19 protein-coding genes are annotated in these 22,148 nt (G+C 56.1%); 3 read left to right on the top strand and 16 right to left on the bottom strand.

Annotation, left to right across the window (positions count from 1 at the left end; all coding sequences use genetic code 11):
* Positions 1–76: 76 nt before the first annotated feature.
* Positions 77–1,330, bottom strand: a complete 1,254-nt coding sequence (locus B059_RS20020) for a recombination directionality factor (protein WP_018079162.1) — start codon at positions 1,328–1,330, stop codon at positions 77–79.
* Between the two features lie 145 nt (positions 1,331–1,475).
* Between B059_RS20020 and B059_RS0115475 the strand changes: the two genes are divergently transcribed.
* On the top strand, positions 1,476–1,703 hold the full coding sequence (locus B059_RS0115475; protein WP_018079161.1) for a hypothetical protein: 228 nt from the start codon (positions 1,476–1,478) through the stop codon (positions 1,701–1,703).
* On the opposite strand, the gene B059_RS21515 is transcribed toward B059_RS0115475, so the two are convergent.
* From B059_RS21515 to B059_RS0115460, 4 genes are all read right to left on the bottom strand, one after another.
* On the bottom strand, positions 1,700–2,110 hold the full coding sequence (locus B059_RS21515) for a hypothetical protein (protein ID WP_245538816.1): 411 nt from the start codon (positions 2,108–2,110) through the stop codon (positions 1,700–1,702). The two genes, B059_RS0115475 and B059_RS21515, sit on opposite strands and share 4 nt — an antisense overlap.
* 323 nt (positions 2,111–2,433) lie before the next feature.
* Positions 2,434–2,745, bottom strand: coding sequence for a hypothetical protein (locus tag B059_RS19345; protein WP_018079160.1), 312 nt, complete (start codon positions 2,743–2,745; stop codon positions 2,434–2,436).
* A gap of 13 nt (positions 2,746–2,758) precedes the next feature.
* On the bottom strand, positions 2,759–4,084 hold the full coding sequence (locus B059_RS0115465; protein ID WP_018079159.1) for a hypothetical protein: 1,326 nt from the start codon (positions 4,082–4,084) through the stop codon (positions 2,759–2,761).
* Between the two features lie 146 nt (positions 4,085–4,230).
* The gene (locus B059_RS0115460) at positions 4,231–6,717 is read right to left on the bottom strand and encodes an adenosylcobalamin-dependent ribonucleoside-diphosphate reductase (RefSeq protein ID WP_018079158.1); all 2,487 of its coding nucleotides are present in this window, start codon (positions 6,715–6,717) and stop codon (positions 4,231–4,233) included.
* Positions 6,718–6,930: 213 nt separating this feature from the next.
* Here B059_RS0115460 and B059_RS0115455 point away from each other — a divergent pair, with 213 nt between their 5' ends.
* Complete coding sequence (locus tag B059_RS0115455; protein WP_157273751.1) at positions 6,931–7,119, top strand: hypothetical protein; 189 nt, start codon at positions 6,931–6,933, stop codon at positions 7,117–7,119.
* Between the two features lie 62 nt (positions 7,120–7,181).
* Here the strand turns inward: B059_RS0115455 and B059_RS0115450 are convergent, their stop codons facing one another.
* From B059_RS0115450 to B059_RS19335, 6 genes are all read right to left on the bottom strand, one after another.
* A complete protein-coding gene (locus B059_RS0115450; RefSeq protein WP_157273750.1) occupies positions 7,182–8,246 on the bottom strand; it encodes a helix-turn-helix domain-containing protein in 1,065 nt (354 codons plus the stop codon).
* Between the two features lie 441 nt (positions 8,247–8,687).
* Positions 8,688–9,755 (bottom strand): ParB/RepB/Spo0J family partition protein, encoded by a 1,068-nt coding sequence (locus B059_RS20015; protein WP_081601654.1) that lies wholly within the window; start codon positions 9,753–9,755, stop codon positions 8,688–8,690.
* Complete coding sequence (locus B059_RS0115440; RefSeq protein WP_211206926.1) at positions 9,752–10,852, bottom strand: ParA family protein; 1,101 nt, start codon at positions 10,850–10,852, stop codon at positions 9,752–9,754. The genes B059_RS20015 and B059_RS0115440 overlap by 4 nt, the downstream gene beginning before the upstream one ends.
* Before the next feature lie 404 nt (positions 10,853–11,256).
* Complete coding sequence (locus B059_RS0115435) at positions 11,257–12,225, bottom strand: NERD domain-containing protein (RefSeq protein ID WP_018079153.1); 969 nt, start codon at positions 12,223–12,225, stop codon at positions 11,257–11,259.
* 72 nt (positions 12,226–12,297) lie between these two features.
* Positions 12,298–12,420 (bottom strand): hypothetical protein, encoded by a 123-nt coding sequence (locus tag B059_RS21695; RefSeq protein WP_018079152.1) that lies wholly within the window; start codon positions 12,418–12,420, stop codon positions 12,298–12,300.
* A 24-nt stretch (positions 12,421–12,444) separates the two neighbouring features.
* Positions 12,445–13,431: a S49 family peptidase gene (locus B059_RS19335; RefSeq protein WP_157273749.1), complete on the bottom strand. Its 987-nt coding sequence runs from the start codon at positions 13,429–13,431 to the stop codon at positions 12,445–12,447.
* Between the two features lie 171 nt (positions 13,432–13,602).
* On the opposite strand from B059_RS19335, the gene B059_RS20905 reads away from it, so the two are divergent.
* A complete protein-coding gene (locus B059_RS20905) occupies positions 13,603–15,549 on the top strand; it encodes a VWA domain-containing protein (RefSeq protein WP_018079150.1) in 1,947 nt (648 codons plus the stop codon).
* A 262-nt stretch (positions 15,550–15,811) separates the two neighbouring features.
* Here B059_RS20905 and B059_RS0115410 read toward each other — a convergent pair whose 3' ends face one another.
* From B059_RS0115410 to B059_RS0115390, 5 genes are read right to left on the bottom strand one after another with little or no spacing between them, the layout of a single operon-like run.
* The gene (locus tag B059_RS0115410) at positions 15,812–16,786 is read right to left on the bottom strand and encodes a Wadjet anti-phage system protein JetD domain-containing protein (RefSeq protein ID WP_018079148.1); all 975 of its coding nucleotides are present in this window, start codon (positions 16,784–16,786) and stop codon (positions 15,812–15,814) included.
* The gene (locus B059_RS0115405) at positions 16,776–19,811 is read right to left on the bottom strand and encodes a hypothetical protein (RefSeq protein WP_169333086.1); all 3,036 of its coding nucleotides are present in this window, start codon (positions 19,809–19,811) and stop codon (positions 16,776–16,778) included. The genes B059_RS0115410 and B059_RS0115405 overlap by 11 nt, the downstream gene beginning before the upstream one ends.
* Positions 19,789–20,436 (bottom strand): chromosome partition protein MukE, encoded by a 648-nt coding sequence (locus tag B059_RS0115400; RefSeq protein ID WP_018079146.1) that lies wholly within the window; start codon positions 20,434–20,436, stop codon positions 19,789–19,791. The genes B059_RS0115405 and B059_RS0115400 overlap by 23 nt, the downstream gene beginning before the upstream one ends.
* Positions 20,433–21,749: a hypothetical protein gene (locus tag B059_RS0115395; RefSeq protein ID WP_018079145.1), complete on the bottom strand. Its 1,317-nt coding sequence runs from the start codon at positions 21,747–21,749 to the stop codon at positions 20,433–20,435. The genes B059_RS0115400 and B059_RS0115395 overlap by 4 nt, the downstream gene beginning before the upstream one ends.
* The gene (locus tag B059_RS0115390; RefSeq protein WP_038059018.1) at positions 21,746–22,033 is read right to left on the bottom strand and encodes a hypothetical protein; all 288 of its coding nucleotides are present in this window, start codon (positions 22,031–22,033) and stop codon (positions 21,746–21,748) included. The genes B059_RS0115395 and B059_RS0115390 overlap by 4 nt, the downstream gene beginning before the upstream one ends.
* Positions 22,034–22,148: the final 115 nt, after the last annotated feature.

Here is a 22,148-nt window from a genome sequence, read left to right as displayed (position 1 = left end):
CTGTCCGACAGCCAGAAGAAATTATTTATGCAAAAAAAAGACCCGCATCACAGGGATGTCGGGTCTCGGTCTTACTTCAGGCGCTCTTTCGAGTTTGTGCCTGTTGAGCTTCTTCCGCAGAAGATCCTTCCAAGGGCAGCCCTTTGATCTGGGACAACTGTTTGTTCAGGTGTCTTTCGATCAGGTACATGGCTGCCGCGCTTGGAGCGAAACGGGTGGTATTCCAGATCCGCGCTCCCGAAATGGAACTCTCATCTTGCAGGTTCGGGATGCGCGCGATGGACTTTTTCAGGGATTCGACCAGTTTCTCGTCGACTTGCCCGATCAGTTCATCATCCGTCATTTCCTCGAAAGGTCTGCCAGATGCGTCGTGCGTCTGATTTTCGGTCGTCCGGGCATTGGCTGCCTGTCCGCTCGAAGCCTGCGCACCTGCACGGGGCTGGTCGCCAGCAAATGCACCCGAGGAGCCTGCCTCGCCGGAACGGATAACTTCGCCGGTTTCCGGATCGATGAACTCCTGGTTGAAGAACTCTGCTACGACGTCCTGCCCATCATCGTCAGTGTCAACGTCAACGAAAGCTGACTGCTCGTAGCCAAGCCGTACCGCTTCCTCAAGTGCCTCACGTTGGAAACCGCCTTCTTGCATCTCCGTGCGCTTTGCCTTGGCATCGGCCATGGCTTTGAGCAATCCACCCCTTGGCTCGAGGTCAAGATAATAGATCGGACGACGCATGGATGCCGACGTGGATTTCGCGCGCATGACCAGGTTGCAGGGCATCCCGGCCATTTGCTTGCCAGAAGCGGCCGCCAGATACTCCAGACGTGCAGTCAGGGCGCGGATGGAATTGAAAGACGTGGTGCGAAACATGAACCCGGACAGCGGATCATTATCCCAACTGTCTTCCAGACAAACGAGCAGGCGCCCGAATGGCTTACAGCGGTTTTGAGCACCGAACTCGCACAGGTCGGAACCAGGGCACGCGCACTCGGTGATGCCAGTTTCGGACTGCGGATCACGGCGACGTGCCTTTTCACCGTTGCCAGAACAAAGCAGCCGCCCTTTTTCGTTGAACGCCGAGTATTCAGCCCGAAAGTTCAGATCAGGCCGGTCAAACATGATGCGGACCGGGATCGAACGGATCTTGTCCTTTTGCTCTTTTGCCAGCTTTTCTGCCACCGGATGCATCATCCAGGCTCCGTCCTTCTGGATGTTGCTGGTGATCTGAATGTAGTCGAGTTTCATGGGCAATTTCTTGCCCTTGTTTTCGACGATGGTGCCGATGGAAATACGGCCAAGAACTACGGGGGTAATTGCAAAACCTTTAAGCATCGCACTCTCCTTTTACAGTGACCCAAGACATTTGGGCCTTCAGCGTTGCGAATAACGTTTAGCGACGCGGAATTAGAAGACTCCTAAATCCCACATGCTGGACCCCTGCTTGAGCGAGGGGGGTACGACCATGTAAAGAGTGATAGTGCTCAATCACTATCAGCCAGTACCCAAAAAACGCAAATACCAGGGCAACAATCACGGACAGTCCGCTAAAAATCACGGTTTCTTCAGCACTGCACGACTGGCAGAAGCGGCCTGGCGCAAAACCCGTGGTGAGAACCAGCAAGGCAACGGCGAACGTGCCAAGGGCAATCAGTTGGACAATGAAACTGCGCCGGACGCGCAACCAACGCTTAAGGACGGTCATTAAAGCCACCGGTACATCCCCAGAATGCTTGTCGCGGTGAAGCCAACTTGCATTGTCACCAATCCCCATGACTTGGACATAACTCCAAAGGCGATCCAAGCGAAATTCGACACCAGAAAAGCAGCAAAACCCCATCCAGAGAAGTCAGCATTAAGCGCCAGCAATCCCGCTCCGAGTAGGCCAGTCAAAGAGCCAAACCACTCGACTATCCGCACCTGGCTAACTCCGCTAAAAAAAAGGGGGGCCGTCAGTAGCGACGGCCCAAATGTACAGAGGAGACTGCTGTGACCAAAATGTTGGGTTTTGCTCACATGGATATGATACAAAATCATACATGCGCACACAATGATAAAACCATGAAATGGCAAAATTATCGCCTGCCATAAACCCTCGCCGTTATTGGCTTCCACGCAGTTTCTTGTCCTTTCGTGACGAGTAGATATTGCGGGTTGACAATGGATGTTGAAGGGGTGTGCCAGGGGCGGTGATATTTTGGGATGGCATGCGAAATTGTAGCTAGCGTTAAGCTTCTGGCGTCCACAGATGACGGCGTACAACGTCCAGGCTTTTGATGTTCTGAGGGGTGGAGTGTGCTGCGTGGTAGGGTGGGGTCCGCGGGCCGGTGGGAGGAACCGTTGAGATTGCCACAAGGGAGATGGCAGTTGCCCGCGGATGAAAGGATATTACCAACTGGATGGTTCAAACGGAACGCTAAAAACCGAAAGATTCGTCGTCAAGGACTGACATTGACGATGCCGTTCTTGTCCCAAAGCACACGGCGATTTCCGATGTTGTTTTTTTGGTCACGCTCGATCTCCCGGTACATCGCACTCGGGACGGCCAGCCCGAGCTCGTCGAGCTTGGCGCGGTAATACCACAAGGACTTGTGGAACGGGCCATCATCGCGAAGATTTGTGTAGATGGGGTCTTCGGTGCCATCCCTCTCTACAACGAGGAAATAGTGCCCGAGCGGCCGGTCGTAGCCCATCATGATCGTGATGCCCGTGCCGCCGGCGTCCTGGGTGGAATAAAAATGTTGGCTCATTTGGATGCTTTTCTCAGGTGGCCACCGAACCTGCGCTCGTCGGCACCACCCCCTCCGCCCTTTCAAAAGCGCCGCTCGCCTTGAGCCAGCCCATGACCTTTTTGGCGATCCGGCTGTCTGCCTCGCGCTTCGTAAGGGATGCACGGAACTCTTCGAATACTGGGCCGATCTTGGCCATCCTTTCCACCTGCGCGCTGCGTGCTTCGTTCTGGACGCCGCTCATCTCGGCGACCACCATGGAGTGTTCATAGGACCGCACGATGAAATCCGGCAAAACAGGTTCCTCCTCCTCTTCCTCGAACTCGATCGGATACAGCGGTTTCTCGACTTCAACGCGTTCCAGGTCCTGGTTCGATTCGGCCACCTTCTTGAGCACCCAGCGCAGTGCATGGGCAGTTTGGCGCTGCTGCGCCGTGGCGACGGGGAAGATGTTGTGGGCTTCGAGGATGGGCTGGGCGAAAGCGCGTACCAGCTGAAGCTTTTCGTCCTTGTCGTCCATCTTGACTCCGATGATGACCACGTGCGGGCCACCGACTGGCGCCCCATCCGGCAGGCGTATCCGGCTCATTTTCCCCTCAATATGCAGGACGGTTCCGCCCTCAAGATAAATGGCCCGGTCAACGATGTTTTCGGCGAGTGTGATCACGTATCCTTGAAGGGGTAGGTTAAGCGGCCATCCACCCTCCCGTAGCTTGTGCAGCGCGCGCGCGGCCCAATCTTTCGTGACCCAGTCGGGATGCGTCCAAAGCACCTGGTCGAGCGTAAAGTCCTTGAGGCCAATGGGTTTGCCCCTGGCCACCAAGCGCATCGCCTCAAGCTGCTCTTTAAGTCCGAAATATTTGGCTGTCATGCGGTTCAGATGTGCCTCCTCCATCAGCTTCTGGAAGATCTGCTGCAGCCGGTCGACGGGTTTGACTCGTTCCACATCGGATATACGGGAACCCCGCGTCCCGGATGAATGCTCCCTGCCAGGCCGAAACAGGATCAGGTCGGGCCACTCGTGGGGTTTTGCCAAATGTGTTCCGTGCTGGCCAAGGGAACCTTCTTCCCAATGGAAGACGCAATCTTCGTGGTGTGCGGCGCGCTCCGGGTTCCTGACCGGCACATAGCGCCCGTTGGCGTCCTGCCGGGGAAACAGGATGGGGGTGTCGTCGTCACGGCAGTCGCACGCGATCCAGAGGTCGGCCGCATGGACTTTATGCAGAATGTAGCTCACATCGCCTGCGATCGAGCGGTCACCCTTCCAGTAGCGCTTGATGGTTTCAGCGTCCTCGGCAGAAAGAGCGTTGCCGGCGGCCTCATAGGCCTGCCCGATGCGGTTTTTCTTTACCAGTCTCATGATCTATCGCACTCCCAGAGCAAAAAAAACCTCCACGGCACAGGGCGCATGGAGGTTTGTGGCATCAGCCATTGGACGTGAATAAGCAGACAACATCCGGACGATGTTGCTTGTCTTGGAGACATTGTCGCTCACTCATCTTGGGCTCAACCGCAGCCCATTTCAGCGCCACACGCATCACAGCGCTTGCAGCCATCCACCTTACGCAACGCGAACGCACCGCATTCGGGGCATTTCGCACCAGTCGGCTGGTAGCTTAGCGACGACGAATAATCCGCCCCGCCAGCAGTGTCCTCCTGGATCGACAAACCGCCCTCCATCGCATCGCGACCCGTGAAACGCGCAGCCAAGGCATGGACAGGAACCTGATTGCCATCCGCATCCAGGAAGCCACGCTTTATCAGCATCTGCTGCAGGCTGTAGCCGATAGCTGCGGTTTCCGAGTCGTGGAACATCGGCACTCGCGTACCATCGTCCTTGACCAGATGACCGCACCGCACGGGGCCGGACGTCCAAACCACCTTGCGCATGTCGTGCAGCGCTTTGGCGATTGGTGCACCGGTCCGCGCAGCCATCGACAGCAGCCGCATCGAGGCCATGGCCCACTGATGGTCCGCAGTATTCTGGCCAGCCGGAAGGAAGAACTCGAACGGGCGCTCGATTTCCACTTCCTCGCCGTTCACAACACCTTTTACGCTCGTGAAGGAGATCGCGACATAAGCCGTTTTCTTGCCTTCCTGGGTCGCGTACTCGACCTTGCGGGTCAATGACTCCAGATCGCCAAGCGGACGACTCTCGAACTGCTTGCGCAGCGGATTGTCTTCCATCATTGCCTCAGGCTTGGGCGCTTCCGGCGTGCTCGGCGTGGTGGACAGAACAGCACCAAGGACCGCGTTCGGACGGTAGGTCGCCAACCCCTTCAGATTTGCTTCCCAGGCCTCAAGGTAGAGGTCCTTGAAGTCCTCGTAAGGGTAGTCCGCCGGGATGTTCACCGTTTTCGAAATTGCCGAATCGACGTACGGCTGGACAACCTTGAGCATCTTCATGTGGTCACTGGCAGACATCTCCAGCGCCGTCACAAAGCTCTCAGGCAGGTTCTCCATGTCACCACCCATGCTCCGGTACAAACGCCAGGCATGGTCAGCGACCTCGTACTCCCTCTTGCTACCGTCGGCCATGCGCTTCTTCCGGATGTAAGTCCAGGAAAACGCAGGCTCAATACCATTGCTGGCATTGTCGGCAAACGCAAGGGAGATGGTCCCGGTGGGCGCGATCGACAGCAGGTGGGAGTTGCGAATGCCGTGCTCCGCGATAGCCAACTTCATGTCTTCGGGAAGACGCGAAGCAAAGCCGCTGCCCAGATACTTCTCCGCGTCAAACAGCGGGAAAGCACCTTTTTCCTTCGCCAGAGCGATGGATGCGTCATACGCAGCGTCGCGCATGTTCATCGCAATTTGCTCGGCGAACTCACGACCTTCGTCCGTGTTGTACTTCAAACCCAACATGATCAAGGCGTCACCCAGACCAAGGAAGCCAAGCCCGATGCGTCGTTTTGCATGGGCCTCTTTTTGCTGCGCTTCCAGCGGCCAGTAAGTGGCGTCCAGAACGTTGTCGAGCATCCTGATGCCGGTTCCTACTGTTTTACGGAAAGTTGCCATGTCAAACGTGGCTTTTTCCGTGAACGGCTGACGAACGAACTTGCTCAGGTTCGTCGAACCGAGACAGCAGCACCCGTACGGGGGCAGCATTTGCTCGGCACAAGGATTGCTAGCCTCGATCACCTCACAGTAGTCGAGGTTGTTGTCCTTGTTGATCCGGTCCAGGAACAGGATGCCGGGCTCTGCGTGGTCATAGGTGGACAGCATGACCAGGTTCCACAGATCCTTGGCCTGCACTTTGCGGTAGACCCATTTGCCGTCGCTTTCGCGCTGATAGGCATCCGGGTATTCCTTCGGGTCCGGCTCGGAGACATGGACCAGCTCCCACTCGGAGTCCGTTTTCACGGCCTCCATGAAGGGGTCCGTCACACCGATGGACAGGTTGAAGTTACGGAAGTCCCCTTCGTCTTTGGCGTGGATAAACGCCTCGATATCAGGGTGATCGCACCGCATGACACCCATCTGAGCGCCACGGCGGGAACCGGCTGACTCCACGGTGGAACAGCTTGCATCGAAGACCTTCATGAAGCTCAACGGTCCGGATGCCCGTGAATGGGTGCCTTTCACCTGTGCGCCGTTGGGACGGATCGAGGAGAAGTCATACCCAACCCCGCCACCGCGACGCATGGTCTCGGCTGCCTGGGCCAGCGCCTCGTAGATCGATGGTTTCCCATCCACGATTTTGGATACTGCATCCCCGACCGGCTGCACGAAGCAGTTGATCAGGGTTGCCTTGATGGCGGTACCAGCTGCGGACGCAATGCGCCCAGCAGGCACGAAACCATCCATCATGGCTTGGTAGAACTCGTTCTTCCAGTGTTCCTGATCCTTCGGTTCCACCGCTGCGAGGGCCTCAGCAACACGCATGAAAATTTCTTCATGCGTGGTTTCGCCACCCTTGCAGTATTTTTCCAGAAGAACCTCGCTAGAGATTTCCTGGGGCTCGTTTGAGACTGACAGCTCATTCATCAACATAGCAACCTCCTAAGTAAATGCTCGAGAACACCCCGAGCTTCAACGTTGCCTGGAGAATTGAGGCACACAGCCCAATACGGCCAGCTTTGTCGCGGGGAAACTCGCTATAGAAATCAACAACATCATAAAAAATTGCCCCCCCCGATCCGAAGCGTCAAAACCAGAGGCCGGTCTGGTCGGATAGAATTTCTCCGCGCAACGCGAACAATGACCATGGCCAATCCACCCAAAGAAGTCCTGATTGACGTCATCAAGGCACTCCAAGAGGAGGTCTCGGACGAGGAACGCGCGGCCGGCGCCGCCAACCTGCCTGCTCGCCGCGGGCTTGCTGCGGCCAAGAAACGTCTCGACAAGCTCGATCAGACCGGTGTCATCACGCCGCCCGAAAGCAAGACGGATTGAGTAATTGAGGGAATGAGCAATTGAGGAGATGAGCAATTGCGCGGATGAGTGAGTGAGGAAAATCACGCTGCACCCCCAAACGCGATCGCTTCATCCACCAGTTCGTAGCCACGAGCCTTGATCTGCTCAAACCAGCTAAGGTTGGTTGGGCAGACCCCGCGCCGGCAGCCCTCGGCATCGTAGAACTCCAGGAACCCATCCGGCGCCGCATCCCGCCTGAATACCCCACCGGTGGCCAGCCGCAACACCTTCCCGGTCATGCCGCTAAGCAGATCCTGCAGCTCGTTGCCAAGGCTTGCAGCCTGCTGCTGATGGGTTGCGTCCTCCCTGGCCTTTCTCGCCACATAGCCATAGTCGTCACCTGAATCGAGCAGCTTCCACAGATAGCCAGGCAGGTTCCTGATCTGGCCTGACTCGATGACATGGCGCTTGACGTCCAGAAGGTCCTGAAGCCGTTGCTTGGCCTGCTTCGCCTTCCACATCACGTTGATGACCTGCCGATCGTTCATCAATCCTTGGTCGACAAGCCATCGCAGGGACTCTGGAAGCCGGTTTTGTCCTGGCTTTTCCAGTGGGCTAGCGTTGCTTATTTTTTGTTTTTGGTAAGGGTTTTTTATCTGGGTATTGTCGATCATGTTGATAGACGGTGATTCCTGCAAAGCCGCGCCCTGAGTGGGTTTCGTGGCTGCAGCACTGGCGCCGCCCGCCGCGGTTTTCTGACTTTCGCCGGTATGCTGTGGAATGCTGTCGGGCTTCACGGGATGTCCGACGATCTCGTAAAACTTTTCAGTAAATTGAATTTCTCCAATTCTGAAAAATCCGCTATCCGGGTTGAATTTTTGTGCGTTACGAAAAATCAATCCATTTTCTTCAATTTCACGAAGTGCACGATATACGGTGGGTTCGCTACATCCAGTATTTCTCGCGATTGTTTCTTTTGTTGCAAAAATCATGGCTTCCCGAGTTTTTGTATCAACCAAAGAAGATAGGTAATACAGGACTTCGCGGGATCGATTGGAAATCCCGTCGAATTTGGAAGACGACGCGACGATACGCATTACGTGTAAAACGTATTTGGGGAAGTTGGGCTTGGCTAGATGTTGCGCCCAGCGCAAATCACGGGACATTTCTGACTCCTGAGTCTCGGGTTCCTTGACACGCGGAGACAGCAGTCCTACTATCCGATCAGCACTACGGATTTGTGAGGACCCCAATCTCCACGATCCACTGAAAGCCCACGATTGCCGTCGTGGGCTTTCTTTTTTTGCTTTGCTAACTGTTGCCGCAGCTGGCAAAGCGCATCAGTCTGGACGCCTACATTTTTATTCTCCAAAAAGAAACAGGGCCGCTTGTGGCGGCCCTGGTCTGTTGTTCGGGTTGGTGTGGTCTTCCTCGGTCGGGCGGCACAACTTGTGCCACTGGTCGTTGGGGGAGGCGGGGTGGCACAACCTGTGCCACCCGATGCCTGACCAAACAATCGCCCCCCGCAATGGCTGGCGGCAGGATGGCACAACTTGTGCCACGGCCTGCCTGCTTGTGCCCTGTATTCCCGACTAAATTAGTCAACATTACCCTTTCGTGCCTCCCAGGCTGGCTATCGCTTTCTCAAAGGCCTCAACCAGAAGCTTTGAGTTTTCTTCGCTGTCCAGGTTGAATGAAACCTTCTTGCTCTTGATAACCATCCGGCCCAGCGGCTTGCCATGCAGGGAATACTGATGGAAGGTCTGCACGGCGTTCTTTGGCTTGGCTTGTTTCTCGATCCAGCTGATAAGCATGTCCCGCTTCAGGCGATCCTTGCTGACCAATTCCAATCCCTGGGCCACCAGATCACCGTGTCCGTTTGTCGCGTAATCGACGAGGTGTTCGATATGGCTCAGCGCCAGGATGTCTTTGTTTGCCGCGATGACCTTGATGGCAGCGGGCGGGAGTTTGAAAATTCCCAGACACCGCTGAATATCCATACGGTTCACGCCGGACAGCACGGCGAGCGCTCGCTGGCTTTTGGCGTGGCCTTCATCGAGCGCACGCTTGTAAGCGGCCGCCTTCTCATACAGCGTCAGATCCTCACGGTTGAGGTTCTCTGCGCAGGCTTCCTTGAACGCAGTGCCATCGTCCATGGCCTTTATCCAGGCTGGAATCTCTGGTGCGCCGTTGATACGGTAAGCACGCACCCGGCGCTCACCGGAAATGAGCTCGAATCGCCCATCGGCCAGCGGCCTTACCTTAATGGGCTCAACGAGGCCGCCAACCTCGCGAATGTTCTCCGCCAGGTCCTCAAGGGACTGTTCATCAAAGTAAAGTCTCGGCTGGAACGGCGAAGTGAGGATTTTTTCTATCGCAATCTGCTCAAGAACCCCCAGCTCGTCCTTCGTGGGCTCGACGTACTCTCTGGTTTCGATCTGCTGCGAATCCTCAACAGGAGATTCAGTGGCGCCTGTGACCTTGGGCTCTTCATCATTTGCCGCCGGGGAAGGCGCGGCATCAGTATCAACGTGGGCTTCAGGAGCGCTTGGCGCGTCTGTGGTGCCAGGCTTGTCGCTCGGGCTTTCTTGCGCCGAAGCATCGCCCAACTCTGCGGGCTGCTTAAAGTCCGGCAGCGGCATCGCGGGGCCTGGTGTGAGTTTTCGTATTTTCATTTGCCACCCCCTTTCGAACCCAGATCGACGATCTTCTTGAACATGAACTCGGCGAACATGCGATATTCGCTGGCTGGCGTCGATGTGGGCTTTTGCAAGGACAGCGGCAGGTAGTTCTCAAGCGATTTCGGGAATTCCTCGCTTGTCGAGATCACGTTGGGTGCCAGCATGTCTCGGTATTTGTTGAGCTGTGACTGCATCCGCCCAATACGAGCCAAATGGGGCGAATAATGCGTCGGCAGGATAACCAGCTGCGGACGCAGCTTATAGGCTTCATCCATCGCAGTAATCTCATTCATGACCTTGGTCAGGCCCTTCACGCTGAAGGCGTCGAGCCGGATCGGGGAAACAACGATATCTGCGGCCGCCATGGCTGCGGTTGACGTGAAAGAAACATTGGGCGGGCAATCAAACAGGATCACGTCGTAATTGGATGCATTGAACCCAGGGACGCTGCCATCCTTCGAGGCTTCGATCATCTGCCGAATGTAGAGCTCCCGCTGTCCCTTGGCGAGTGCCAACCCCTGTTCGAGATCTCCAATGAAGGTGTCGGCTGGGATGAGATGAGGCCCGTGTTCGCCGAACGGTTTCTTGATGACGCCTTCGCCAACTTCGGCACGTAAAGCCAGGCTCCCGCGGCTACGGTCTAGAAACGGCAGCATGATCGAGGCAAAGGTGTCCTGCACGATAGCATCAGCGTTAACCTCATACGCCGTCGCCTCGTCCATCGTTAGATCAGGTTCGTACCCCATGGATTGGGTGGCGTTGCCCTGGATGTCGATATCGATGAGCGCCACGCGCAGGCCCATCATCTGAAGGTGAATGGCTAACTCAACGGCCGTCGTGGTCTTCCCGGTTCCGCCCTTGATTACGTAAATCGCGAGGACGATTGGGCTCCGCGCAAACTGCGGGATCTTGATATATCCCTGCGCTCGCCGCCATTGAGCGAGTTGGAAAAGCGTTTCCGGCAAGAAGACACGTACGGGCGGTGCACCGGGGCTGAAATCGGAGGCGCGCTTGACCTCGATCCCGGCGTTGTCCGAATAAGTCCGAAGCGTATTGTCAGTCACACCAAGCAACGCGCCGGCAGCACGCAACCTGTATTGCAATCCAGACGTTATAGCGAACGTTGATCTAAGAGCCATGACGCGTACAAGCGGAGGAGAATATAAATAACATATACAATAAGCAGAACAATGACAAGTGCGTTGTTAGGCAAAAAGAGTAAATCTCGACTTTTGCCTACTAAACATAACTAATCAACCGACGCAAAATGGCTAATTTAAGTAGGAAAATCAGTATAAGAAAACTGGCTATTGAAAAAGAACAACTAAAACCAAAAACCTACCAAGAGCCGGTCAGAGAAGCGAAAAACACCGAATTTTCATAGTGTTTGCCTAACAAATGGGCGGGTACCAACGAAACCGAGCATCTCTGGACGGATCTTCATCGACCTGTCACATATCCACAACGTTACCCACGGGAACTGTGGATAACTTTGCTACCCAGCCATATGCTCCCGCAGTCGGCGCTCCTCCACCCGCCGCCGATGCTCGCGTTGGCCCGCCCTGGAGGTGTCCCGCTTGGACTCGATCGTGTTCAAGGCATGTGCCTGTGCAGAAGACACGATGGCCTTGTGTTTGAACTGCCGGATGTACTTCTTCAGGTCACCCACCTGGATCACGTTCGAAGGCATCGCGTTGGCAAATGTCGCGTTCGTGAAAACGACCAGGCTGTAGATCGGGTACTCGGTGCCAAGCAGCTCCTTCAGAACGCTGACGTGGCGTGCGTTCTGTTCAATCGGAGATTCGAACTCCATGCTGTGGTCGGTGGACGGCGCCTGAATCCAGGGCATGTTTTCGCCCTGATTGAAAATCCGTCCGGACATGCCCTTGGTTTCAACGACAAATACTCCCGCGTGGTTGATCAGGATATGGTCGATTTCGCAGGAATACAGCTCGCTTTGGAGCAGGACATTGTGGATCACATGCCCGGTCTTGCCCGCGATGCGCTTGAGCGTGCTCTTGACGCGCATATCGGCGAGCGCCCCACGGATCATGCTTGAAACCATGGCCCCGTCCAGAAAAGCGATCATTCCCGTCACGAACAGCATGCCGGTAGCCAGGACAAGGTATTGGGCGTTATCCATGTTGAACAGCCACAGGATAGCGAACAGGGCGACCACGCCCATGCCGGTCACCGTGAAGAACGATTTGGCTCCCGCATAGGCGGCTGAGAGCAGCACCATGAACAGTACGCCGGGCACTGCCGCCGCTACCAAGACCGCCCAATGGCTCTGTATGCCGCCCACGACCAGAAAAATTCCGACCAGTAGGCAGCCAAAAGCGGCCCGTACGAGAAAGGTTTCCTGGCGTCCTCCCATCAGGGCGCGGGTGACGTCCACCGAGAATTTCATCAGGCGATTCAGTAAATGGCTCATGGCTACAAAGATCTCCTCGATCAGGTGCATCCAATTCCCTCAATGGCGTGCGTTAGAAAAAAAAAGCCGGGTGTTGCGCACCCGGCTCTGGGCTGGACTCGGTCAGAAGCAGTAGACCGAGGAATACACCAGCGGACTCACGGCGTTGGCCGCTAGGTGTGCCAGCGCGACGAGTCCGGCCCCCCAGGCGCCGAGGTTGGTCAGCGCGTTGACGATGTCATCCATTTCGTGGCTCCTTTCTAGGTTGGGTTAATAAATCTGTCCGGGCTCGACTTCGGCATAGACACCGGACTTGAAGTCCAGGCCATTTGCCGACAGGCTGAACCCGCCGAAGAATTTTTTGCTCAATTCAGCGAAGAAGTCCTTCTTGTTCATGTCTTTCAATGCCTCGACGCCAAAGTTGTCTTGCAGCACCTTTGGCAGGTCGGCGACAGCATCGATCAGGCCGTATTCCTGGGCTTCAGTCCCGGTCCAGTACCCGCCAGTGAAGAGGAAGTCGTCGTCCTTCTTCAGGCGGTTTCCGCGGCCAGCCTTCACCTTGGCGATGAACTGCTGGTGGATCTTGTCCAGCATTTCCTTGGTCTTTGCGACGTCCTCCGCTTTTTCCGGGCTGAACGGGTCCATGGTGTTCTTGTTCTTGCCGGCCGCGTACACGCGGCGCTCGACCCCATAGCGCTGTAAGACGTTGGACAGGCCGAAGCCGCGAATGACCACCCCGACGGAGCCCACCAGGGACGCCTCGTTGGCGTAAATCTTGTCTGCGGCCACCGCGACCATGTAGGCACCGCTGGTCATCATGTCGCGGCCCATCGCGATGACAGGCTTGTGGTACTTCTGTTTGAGCTCGAGGATGCGGTCGTGAATTACGCCCGCCTGAACGGGTGTGCCGCCGGGAGAATTGATCAGCAGCACGACGCCCTTGGCCTTTTCATCTTTGAACGCCGATTCCAGCGCCGGCATGATTGCCAGGGCGGAGGCCTCTTTGCCGTCCGCGATCTCACCATCGATCTTGACCAGCGCCGCATATTCCTTGGGGTTTTGCTCCTGGTTCTTGTTCAGGAATGCAGAAGTTGCCACGGCGTATATGAGGGAGGGCAGGATGATTGCACCAACCAGCAGGTAGAAGCGAATGGCTCGAGAACGGTGTTCCTTTTCAAGAATGGTCACCATCCGGTCCAGCAGCGTTTCAGGCACGGAAACGTTCCGACGCTCTTCTCCTCGATTGCTTTCGGTCATCTTATGTCCTTTGGATTGCTGAAAGTTATACACGCGCATGACATTGTATCGAAAGGAGGGCGCAAACCAACGCCCGAAAAAACGATTCGGCAACATATAAAGCCTTGTTCATCAACTCTTACTCGCAAGGCTGAAGGCTCGACTGTTTCGAGTCATATTCAAGGAGTTGCCATGTACCAGCAGCAAACAATCGGTAGGTCCCTACCCATCATCGCCAAGGTTGTCGCAGGGCAGATGGGTATCGATGTGCGGTTCGATGACAAGATGGGCGCTCATGTGAACCATACGACGCGCGTGATTCATCTTCCTTCCCTCAAGGCTATTGGCTCTGAAGAGGACGCCACTGTCATCGAGGGGCTCCTGGATCACGAGGCTGCGCATTTGCGCTTCTCGGATCCGGAATACACCCTGCTCGGGCATCAAATGGGCGTGGTGTTCAACGGATTTAGGAACCTCATCGAGGACATCCGGATCGAGCGGGCCATCGGCCAGGTCTTTCCGGGTTCCAAGAAGAACCTGAACCGTACGGCGGGGCTTATGCGAAAGCTTGGGTTTTTCACCGAGCCGGAAGCCGATGCGCATCCGGCGAACAAGCTGATGGCCTTGCTTCTCTATGCCTTGCGCTACGAGGAGTTGGGTCATAGCTTTTGCCAGGATTGGGTCGATCCCGCCAAGGACTACGCCCGCCAAGACTTCGGTGATGTGGCTGACCAGGTGCTGGAATGTGCCAGGGCAGCGACAAAACTGGGTCAAACGGCAGCGGATGTCCACCGTGCAGTAGAAACGATCATGGCCGTGCTCAAGGCCTCTTCACAGGAACAGCCTCAACCCCGGCAAGGCTCGCAGCAGCAAGGCGAGCAGGGAGAACAGGACGATTCCCAGAAGGCTGAAGGGCAGTCAGGTTCAGGCAAGGGTGAGTCCGGTGAAAACCAGGATGAGTCCGACCAAGAGCAGGACGTTCAGGATCAAGCCGCCAAAGGTGAAGAAACCGATAGCGACAGTCAGGGTCAAGCTGGCAAGGGCGAAGAAACCGATGGCAAGGGGAACGACAGCGATGCTGCCGCTTCCGGATCCAAAGGTGACGATGCTGATAACAGCAAGGATGGCTCGGCCGGAGGGAAATCGGAGGCTGAGGAAGGACCGCAAGGTTCTGACAGTGCTTCAGGTTCTTCGGAATCAGGTGAATCCAAGTCCCAGACCCAATCCCATGCGAATGCTCAGGAAGGTGCCGGGGGTTCTGGAGCTGGACAGTGCGATCCGTCCACTGCCCAGGCTGTTCTGGATGCTGAGGACTCCGATCTGGGGAGCTTGGCGAAAGGACTGGAGGAGTTGATCCGGGAATCCGGTCTTCTCGAAGGTGACCACAGGGAAGCAACTGAAGTCGAACAGGTGAGCGCATACCCACTTCACCCTAACGACGCCGTGTACCGTCAGCGCATCACAGACGCCCGTAAGGCGACCACCAGGATCGCGCTCAAACTCGACCAACTGCTCCAGGCCAGGAAGGATGTGGACCGTCATCTTGCGTATTCGGGCAGGATCGACACCAGCCGACTGGCACGGACTCGGATCGGGGATGTGCGTATTTTCCAGAAAAGCGACGAAAACGAAGCGATCAATACCGCTGTTTACATGGTACTGGATCGCTCTGGAAGCATGTCAGGCACGATCGATACGGTCTACCTCGCTGCCGCCTCCATGGGGGAAGTGATGAGCCGCTTTGATGTGAAAGTGGCTGCCGCGTTGTTCGATGACGTCATCGATCCACTGGGAACCTTCGACGAGCCCTGGCGCAAATTCGTGGCCCGGATGTCTCTCCAACCAAGAGGGGGAACACAGATGGGTGCAGCGACGACGTTTGCGGTTGGACAGCTCGCGAAGCGGACTGAGGAACGCAAGATCCTCATGTACGTGACGGATGGAGCGCCGAACAGCTTTGAGGCACTGGAAGCAGCGGTGTCGGAAAGCCGGCGTTATGGCATTGAAGCGACTGCGGTATTGATTGGGGTCGCGGATTGTCACCTTCGCCAGTTCGAAAAAATCATGCCCACAGGCGTGGCGGCCAACGATGCAGAAATCCCGGCTGCCGTGTTCAGGGCGTTACGCAACTTGCTTTGAAGGAGAAGAGCATGGTCATTTGGCCTGATATTACCTTCGGTCCCGTCAACCTCTGGACTGTGATTTCGGCTGAGATGTTCTATGAGTCTCCTGAAAATCAGTGGCAGAGGGTCTGGAAGGATCCGAAAGCCTTCGAGATCGCGCCAGCTCCTCAGGGTCATCGACATGTTTACCGCATGCCGGAGATCATGAGAAGAGCTTTCGCTTCGAGATAGGCGTTATGCAACCCAACCCGGATAGTCCTTGTGACTGCCGGGTTTTTTTATGGGTAAGTAGGTCGGACATGACCGGACAGTTCCGCTATCTCATTTTCCAGTCGAGTATCAAGCATAAACACCTCCTGATAGAGCCCTTCTCCTCGCGTGGCTAGAGCCTTCAGCACGGGATGTTCTGATTCGATTTCCCAAACAACCTTTTTCTTCTGTGCCATGCCCGACTCCACGTATTCGCTGGCAAAGGAAGGGATGTACAAGGCTATTTTCCGGCCAGATACAATGGCGATCTGTTCGACGATCTCCAGTCCTTCAGGATCTATGTCACCGAAATGCACCCATTTCGATGTAGGGAGTTTGGCCAATAACTCAATTGCTATTTCCGTATGCTTACCAGGCGAAAACACCGCAAGCGCGTTTTCGGGCAGCGGCAGATCGATGTAGGCCCCAAGGTTCTCGCAGGTGATCACCGCGGCCGGCGGGGTGCCTGCGAATTCCCGCAGATTCAGCCACTGACGCTGGGGGATCGGGCACTCTGTCCAGCTCTGGGCCATCTCCCACAAATCGGTCGAACCATCTTCCCATTTGGCGAGCAGGCCTTTGTTCGGGCGCAAACGCATCACCCAGTCGCTGGTCAGCATGGCCTCGGTCTTCAGCATGCTTTTTCGTTTGGGCCCAAGACCTGCGGCACTCTTCCAGTTGCGTCTGTTGATCTTCCCTTCGGCCACGGCAGGCCTGCGAAGCGCTGGCAGGGCCTCAATGTCCTGAGGCTTTCGGGGGTCAAGCCCATGCGCCCGCAACAGTTTGAAATCCGCCTCCCAGCCCGGCAGCAGTTTCGCCAGACGAGATCGTATAAGCAGCCTGGCTTCGTCGCGGACAAGCCATTCGTTGCGCCGGCTCGATGGCATCAGCCAGCCAGCGGTCTCATAGCGCCTGATCAGGGCGCGATTACGAGTGCTCTCGGGGCTGGTGCCGTGCTCAATGAGCCTGGCTAGCAGGGCAATCTCAAGGGCATCAGGCGGCATGGGGCAGCTTCTTCTCCTGACCCCGGATGATGAGCCGTTCTTCAGGATCGTATATGCGCTCAAGCGTATAGAGCGTGCATTCAAAGTTCGGCTTCAGGGCCTGGGCTGTGACATAGACCTGGAAGCCCTCGCGCTTGGCGAAGTCAACGATCATGCCCTGGCCCTTTGGATCGAGCCGGTGCAGTTCGTCGATGACGAAAAGGGGGGTGATCTGTTCAGGCTTGATTTCGCCTCGGGATGCCATCGATCTCGACAGCATCAGGGCTATGGCCAAGCCGCCACCGATCGATTCGCCGCCGGACAGGGAGGAGGCGGTTTCCCATTCCTTATTTTTACGCCGTGCCTCGATTCTGAGGTCCATGTAATTCCGGTAGTCCAGCAGTTCCTCCCCCGTGAACTTGTACTTCTCGCTGGCCGCCGCGAAGAATTCCCGGAGGGACTGGTCGACTGGCTTGGTATTGTCCTGGAACAGCGACATCTGATCGGCGAATCCCTCCAGCATGGACAGCATTTCCTGGCGGGTATCGACGACGATGCGGATGCCGACGATGTTGCCGAAGTGGATGTCTTCACCGAGCTTGCTGAGCGCCCGGATTCGGTTCCGCTGGGAAGACACGGATGACTGGATCGCGCTATGCAGCGAGCGGGCCTGAATTCTGACTTCGTTTTCCTGTAGCCCCAGCTGGTCATTCAGGTTGTTCCGTCTCTTCCGCATTTCGCTGAGTAAATCGGCGCCGTCCATATCGGCCAGATCGAGCACGATCCGGTCGCGCAAGATTTCGAGCAGCATAGGCCAGAGCCGGATGCAACTCGACGTGTCTGTCGGCGAGGCAGCTTGAATCAACTCCAGTCTTGAGGGCGATTCACTTTCAAGCGCGTTTCTCAGATTGATGATTCGTCGTGTCTGTTCGATGTTATAGATGTCCGGCAGCGGTGATTCCATCCCTCGGGCATCGGACAGGAAGGATTCGCCTTGTTGCCCAAGAGTTTCGATCATCGACGCCATGGAATCGCGCTGCTTCCGGAGCTGATCTTGATTTTCTTTCAGCGAATCCTGTTTGCCTGGAAGACGTTTACTGATTTCATCCAGTGTTCGTTCCGCCTTGGTTTTCTTGTTGTTTAGCTCTTTGAGATTTTCCTGGTGGGGCTCGCCAACCTTGAGCAACTTATTTCTAAGATCATTCACCTTGAACTGAGATTCACCGTGAAGGCGGCTGGCATCTTCATGAGCCTTTTTGGCGGTTTCTGCGTTCTGCTCGATGGCAATGGCATTGCCTCGATTTTCAATGAAGAAGGCGATCGCCTCGTGGTTCATTTGCAGTGAACTGAGGCGGCCCTTGAGTCCGCCTTTGCCGTCCTCGCCTTCTTTCTCGATGCGATAGGTTTTTTGCTTGTCGAGCAGGATTTTGATGTTTTTATCAATCTCCGTTATCCGGTTCTCGCGGGCCTGCCTGCCGAAAACGGGATGTCTGCGCTTGCTCGACACGATGTAGCCGCCGGCGCCGGCCGATACGTTCCATTGTCCGACGGTTCTGACCGTTGCTTCACTGGGAGAGCGTTCGCCAAGCCAGAAGATGTCCGGCAAATCCTGGCTGGATTCCAGGTTGACCAGAACATCCGGCGTGACCCCTACAACGCCATCTACCAGGCCGCAAAGTCCCATTTCCAATGCGACGGCTTGTTGATCGCCTGATTCATCAAAAACCTCTTCCAGCGTCTGGCCGCCGACAGACTTTGCGAGGGTAGCTGTTTTCGTATTGACTGTACCGACAACTAGGGCGGCGCGGCTCGCCTGAAGCCCCTCTATTTCCAATCCTTTCCTGGCAATGTCGTTACCGCGATTTTCAATTTCATTATCCAGCCAATCTGCCAACCAAGTTGGATCGCGATCGGCGTGTATGCCGGCCGCAGCCTTCCACGCTTTCTCGCCTTTCTTGAACTGACGCAGTTGGCCCTTGGCAGCGTCATGTGCAGTTTCTTTGGTCTGTACCTCTTTACCCCGGACATCCATCAAACCTTCTTCAGTTCTAAGTTCAGTTTGGGTGCTCTGCTGAAGGGTTTGAATAGTCTCCTCGGTCGTCCGGATGTCTTTTGACAGCAGATCGACCTCTTGAGTCTTGCTGGACAGCGTCTCCATGTCCGCGGTGACCTCGCGTTCCAGTCTTTCAATCTCCAGTTCGACGACATGCTGCACATCGATCTCATGCCGGAGGGCGTTCAACACAATTTCCTTACCGGTGCCGTAAGTAGCCTGGAGCAGGTTGAGCTGTCGATCTGCGTCGCCCAGCGTACGTCGGGTACTGAAGACCTGACTGGTACATTCCTGAATTTTGGAGACCATCTCAGGGACCTTCCGGTCCTCGGGCAGGAGGTAGTCCTTGAGTTTGCTCGCTACATCTGCGGAAATGCCGCCCCGGTATGTTGCCTCGATGAGCTTGCTGTAGAGCGACCGGTCCGAGAAATCGGCGAGATTGGTCGGCAGCACGCCAGCTTCATAAAGCACCTGTCCGTAATCCTGCACCTGCCGGCAGATATGGAGGTCGTACCCTCTGGCGGCCAGACTGCGTTTCAGATCAGGCAGATCGGGGTAATGCTGGGTATCACCTTCACTGATCCGTAAGGCGTCCTGCAGCGGGGCCCCTTCCGGGTAGTTGTCGATGTAGAAGCGGGTAAGGTTTCCGCGGCCGTCCTCGCCTTGAGCATGGATGCCGGCGATCAGACGCTTGCCGTGCCGGGTCAGGATATCCAGCACGACATAAGCGTACCCATAGTTCGGACTGATCCGGCCGAGCAGACTGTCCTTCCCGGCGTTATGGGGGTCCTGCAGGTCAGAAATGGGACTAATGTCCAGTACCCGGCGGTCAGGCAGCTGGGCGTAGGCCAGGCACATTGTCAGGGTCGACTTACCGGCTCCGCTTGGCCCGATCAGGCCGGTGAAGGCCCCCTTGTCCAGCGTGATGGCTTCATAGTCGATGCCGAGCCAACCGATATAGGCAATCTGTTCAATCCTTCCCTTCATTTTCATCCCTATCATCGTCAGCTTCTTCTTCGCTCTCTTCACCGAAGGCCTGGAAGGCCACGCCTTTGTGCTCCGTCAGCACCAAACGACTGATCTCATCCGGGTTATTGTCGTGCCGTGCGAGTTCGGCGAAACGGTGAATGGCTTCCAGCGGCTTGATGGCATCTCCGTGCATCTCGATGAAACGCAAGTCGACAAGAGTCTTCAATGCTTTCTTGATCTCGTCGGCGATTCGGTTGTCGGACGAGGATTCCCGTTGTTTGGGCGCATAGACCTGCTGCAGCGTCTCGCGGGGAACAGAGGTCTCAATTGACTGCATTAGATTGGGCAGGCTGATCCGGCCGGACGAGCGGGTGATTTCCGGATCCCGTGTTTTCAGGGCAATGAACATGCCCAGATGGACACAAGGCTTCGGCAGGATTCTGCTCGGAATGAGCCCTCCCTTCGACATCAGGAAGAAGAAACCATCTGAGTGCTGGACCAGTTCGCACTGGTAGCCTTGGTAGAAGGCCTTGAGGTCATCGAAGTGGTCGATGAGGAACTGATAGAGAGAGAGGTTCGACCGGTTGATATGGCCGCCTCGGCGCAGAATCAGGTCCGCATCGACAAAATGCCTGTCGAGGTAATTCATGGTGCAGTTATCCTTAGTTCTTCCATGCGCATGCCGCTGGCCACCGGCACCCAGTTTCGCTCTCCGGCATCGATCTTGCCTGACCTCACCATTTCACCCATGAGCCAGGACAAGTGAGCGAATACATTGTCTGGGTCAGCGCCTTCTGTGATCGCGGCAGTGACAATCTCGCTCCATCGGGCCTCGCCTTCAGCTAGCTTCTGGTCGAGCAGGGCCCTGAGGCGACCCGGCAATTCATCTTCGACGTGCGGCACCTTCTCCTGCGCATAATCGCGGCGAGGCAGTCTGGGCGCAGACCTCGTCCGGCTCTGCTGCCGGACATCCTCGCGCATCCTGATCAGTCGGGGTTCCAGGCTGATCCTGAGCGACCAGTCCGGAGGGATTGCGATAGCGTGTTTGAGCGCTTCAGTGAGACGTCGCTGGCGATCGATGCGAATAACGCTCCGAAGAAAATCGTGCACAACGCCGTGATGCTCAACCCAGTCTGTGGCCCGCTGCGCGGTCCACTGCACGATGGAATGCATGCGCCGCGTGATGTCCTGACAGACGGGGCCTACTCCTTCGATCTTCTTGTTCTCGCCGGCGATTTCGATCTGATAGAGCAGTTCGAACGCCTTGCTGGATGAGGAGAGCGTAACTTCCTGAAGGTCGTCGATGGTGCGGATGACCTGTGTCAGTTGCTGCTCGCACTGGTCAATGGAGGCTTCGCTGTTTTCCGTCAGAAGCGTGGGGATGAAAGCACGCAGCGCTTCATGTTGACGGTCCAGCTCTCGCTGGTGACGCTGGACGTTCACGAGCATGTCCTTCAGGACCACCTGCATCGGCAACAGGATGTCCCTCCGCCAATCCTCATCCCCTTCGAGGTTCAGCGCTTTGGCATGCAGATCGACGATCTGGCCATTGAACACCTGCAGAATGGCGGCCATCGGTTCCCCGCTGAAGCGGGTGTGCTCGATATGCCAGGAGGCAATGCTTTCGCCGAGGGATGTGAGCTGGTATTCCGTGTCTTCGATATTGCGCAGGCGCGAGAGGTCTGCGCGGGCCAGACAGTTGGCCCGGATCAGCCTGTTTATGCTTTCAGTCAGACGTTTCTCGGTACCCGACGAATCCTTGACCTCCAGCCCATCCACCTTTGCCGCCAGGGAACGCAATTCGCCGCCCTCCATGGCGAAGGAAAACCCCGTTCCGGAATTCATTTTTTTCTGGATGAGAACCAAAAGGGCGACATCGCGAGGCCAAAGATCCAGCGATAACCCGTCGTCAAGGACGGTCTGGATAATTTCGTTGACGCCGGTCTGACCTTGTCCGTTCATGAAAGGATGCGGATGAAGACCGGGTTCAGTTTGTAGTGATAGGAAAGGGCAATCTTGGCGCCGCGCACCAGAAAGCCAATTTCGCAAAGACGTTTTATAGTCGGACTCAAACGCTCTCTCGGAACCTTGAGAGTTTCAGCCAAGCTTGCTAGCGAAATGACGTCACCGCCGGCGGGCAGGTTGGCCACGAACCACCAAAGGGCAATGGATTCTGCCTTGGTTAGGGGTTTGTTCAGGAAAGCACGTATCGCGGCGTCCGTCAGGATCACAGAGTTATTTTGCATTCCACGCTTCGCGTAACAATATTGTTAATATAAACGAAAATGTTACGTGTCGCGGAAGCCCGCGTCAATACAGCGTTTGCGAGGCGTCGTCACCAAAAAAACGAAGCCGCCACTG

This window comes from Thiobacillus denitrificans DSM 12475, assembly GCF_000376425.1.
GTDB lineage: Bacteria > Pseudomonadota > Gammaproteobacteria > Burkholderiales > Thiobacillaceae > Thiobacillus > Thiobacillus denitrificans.
Note: the sequence above shows the minus strand (reverse complement) of the source record. Positions and strands in the feature narration are given on the sequence as shown.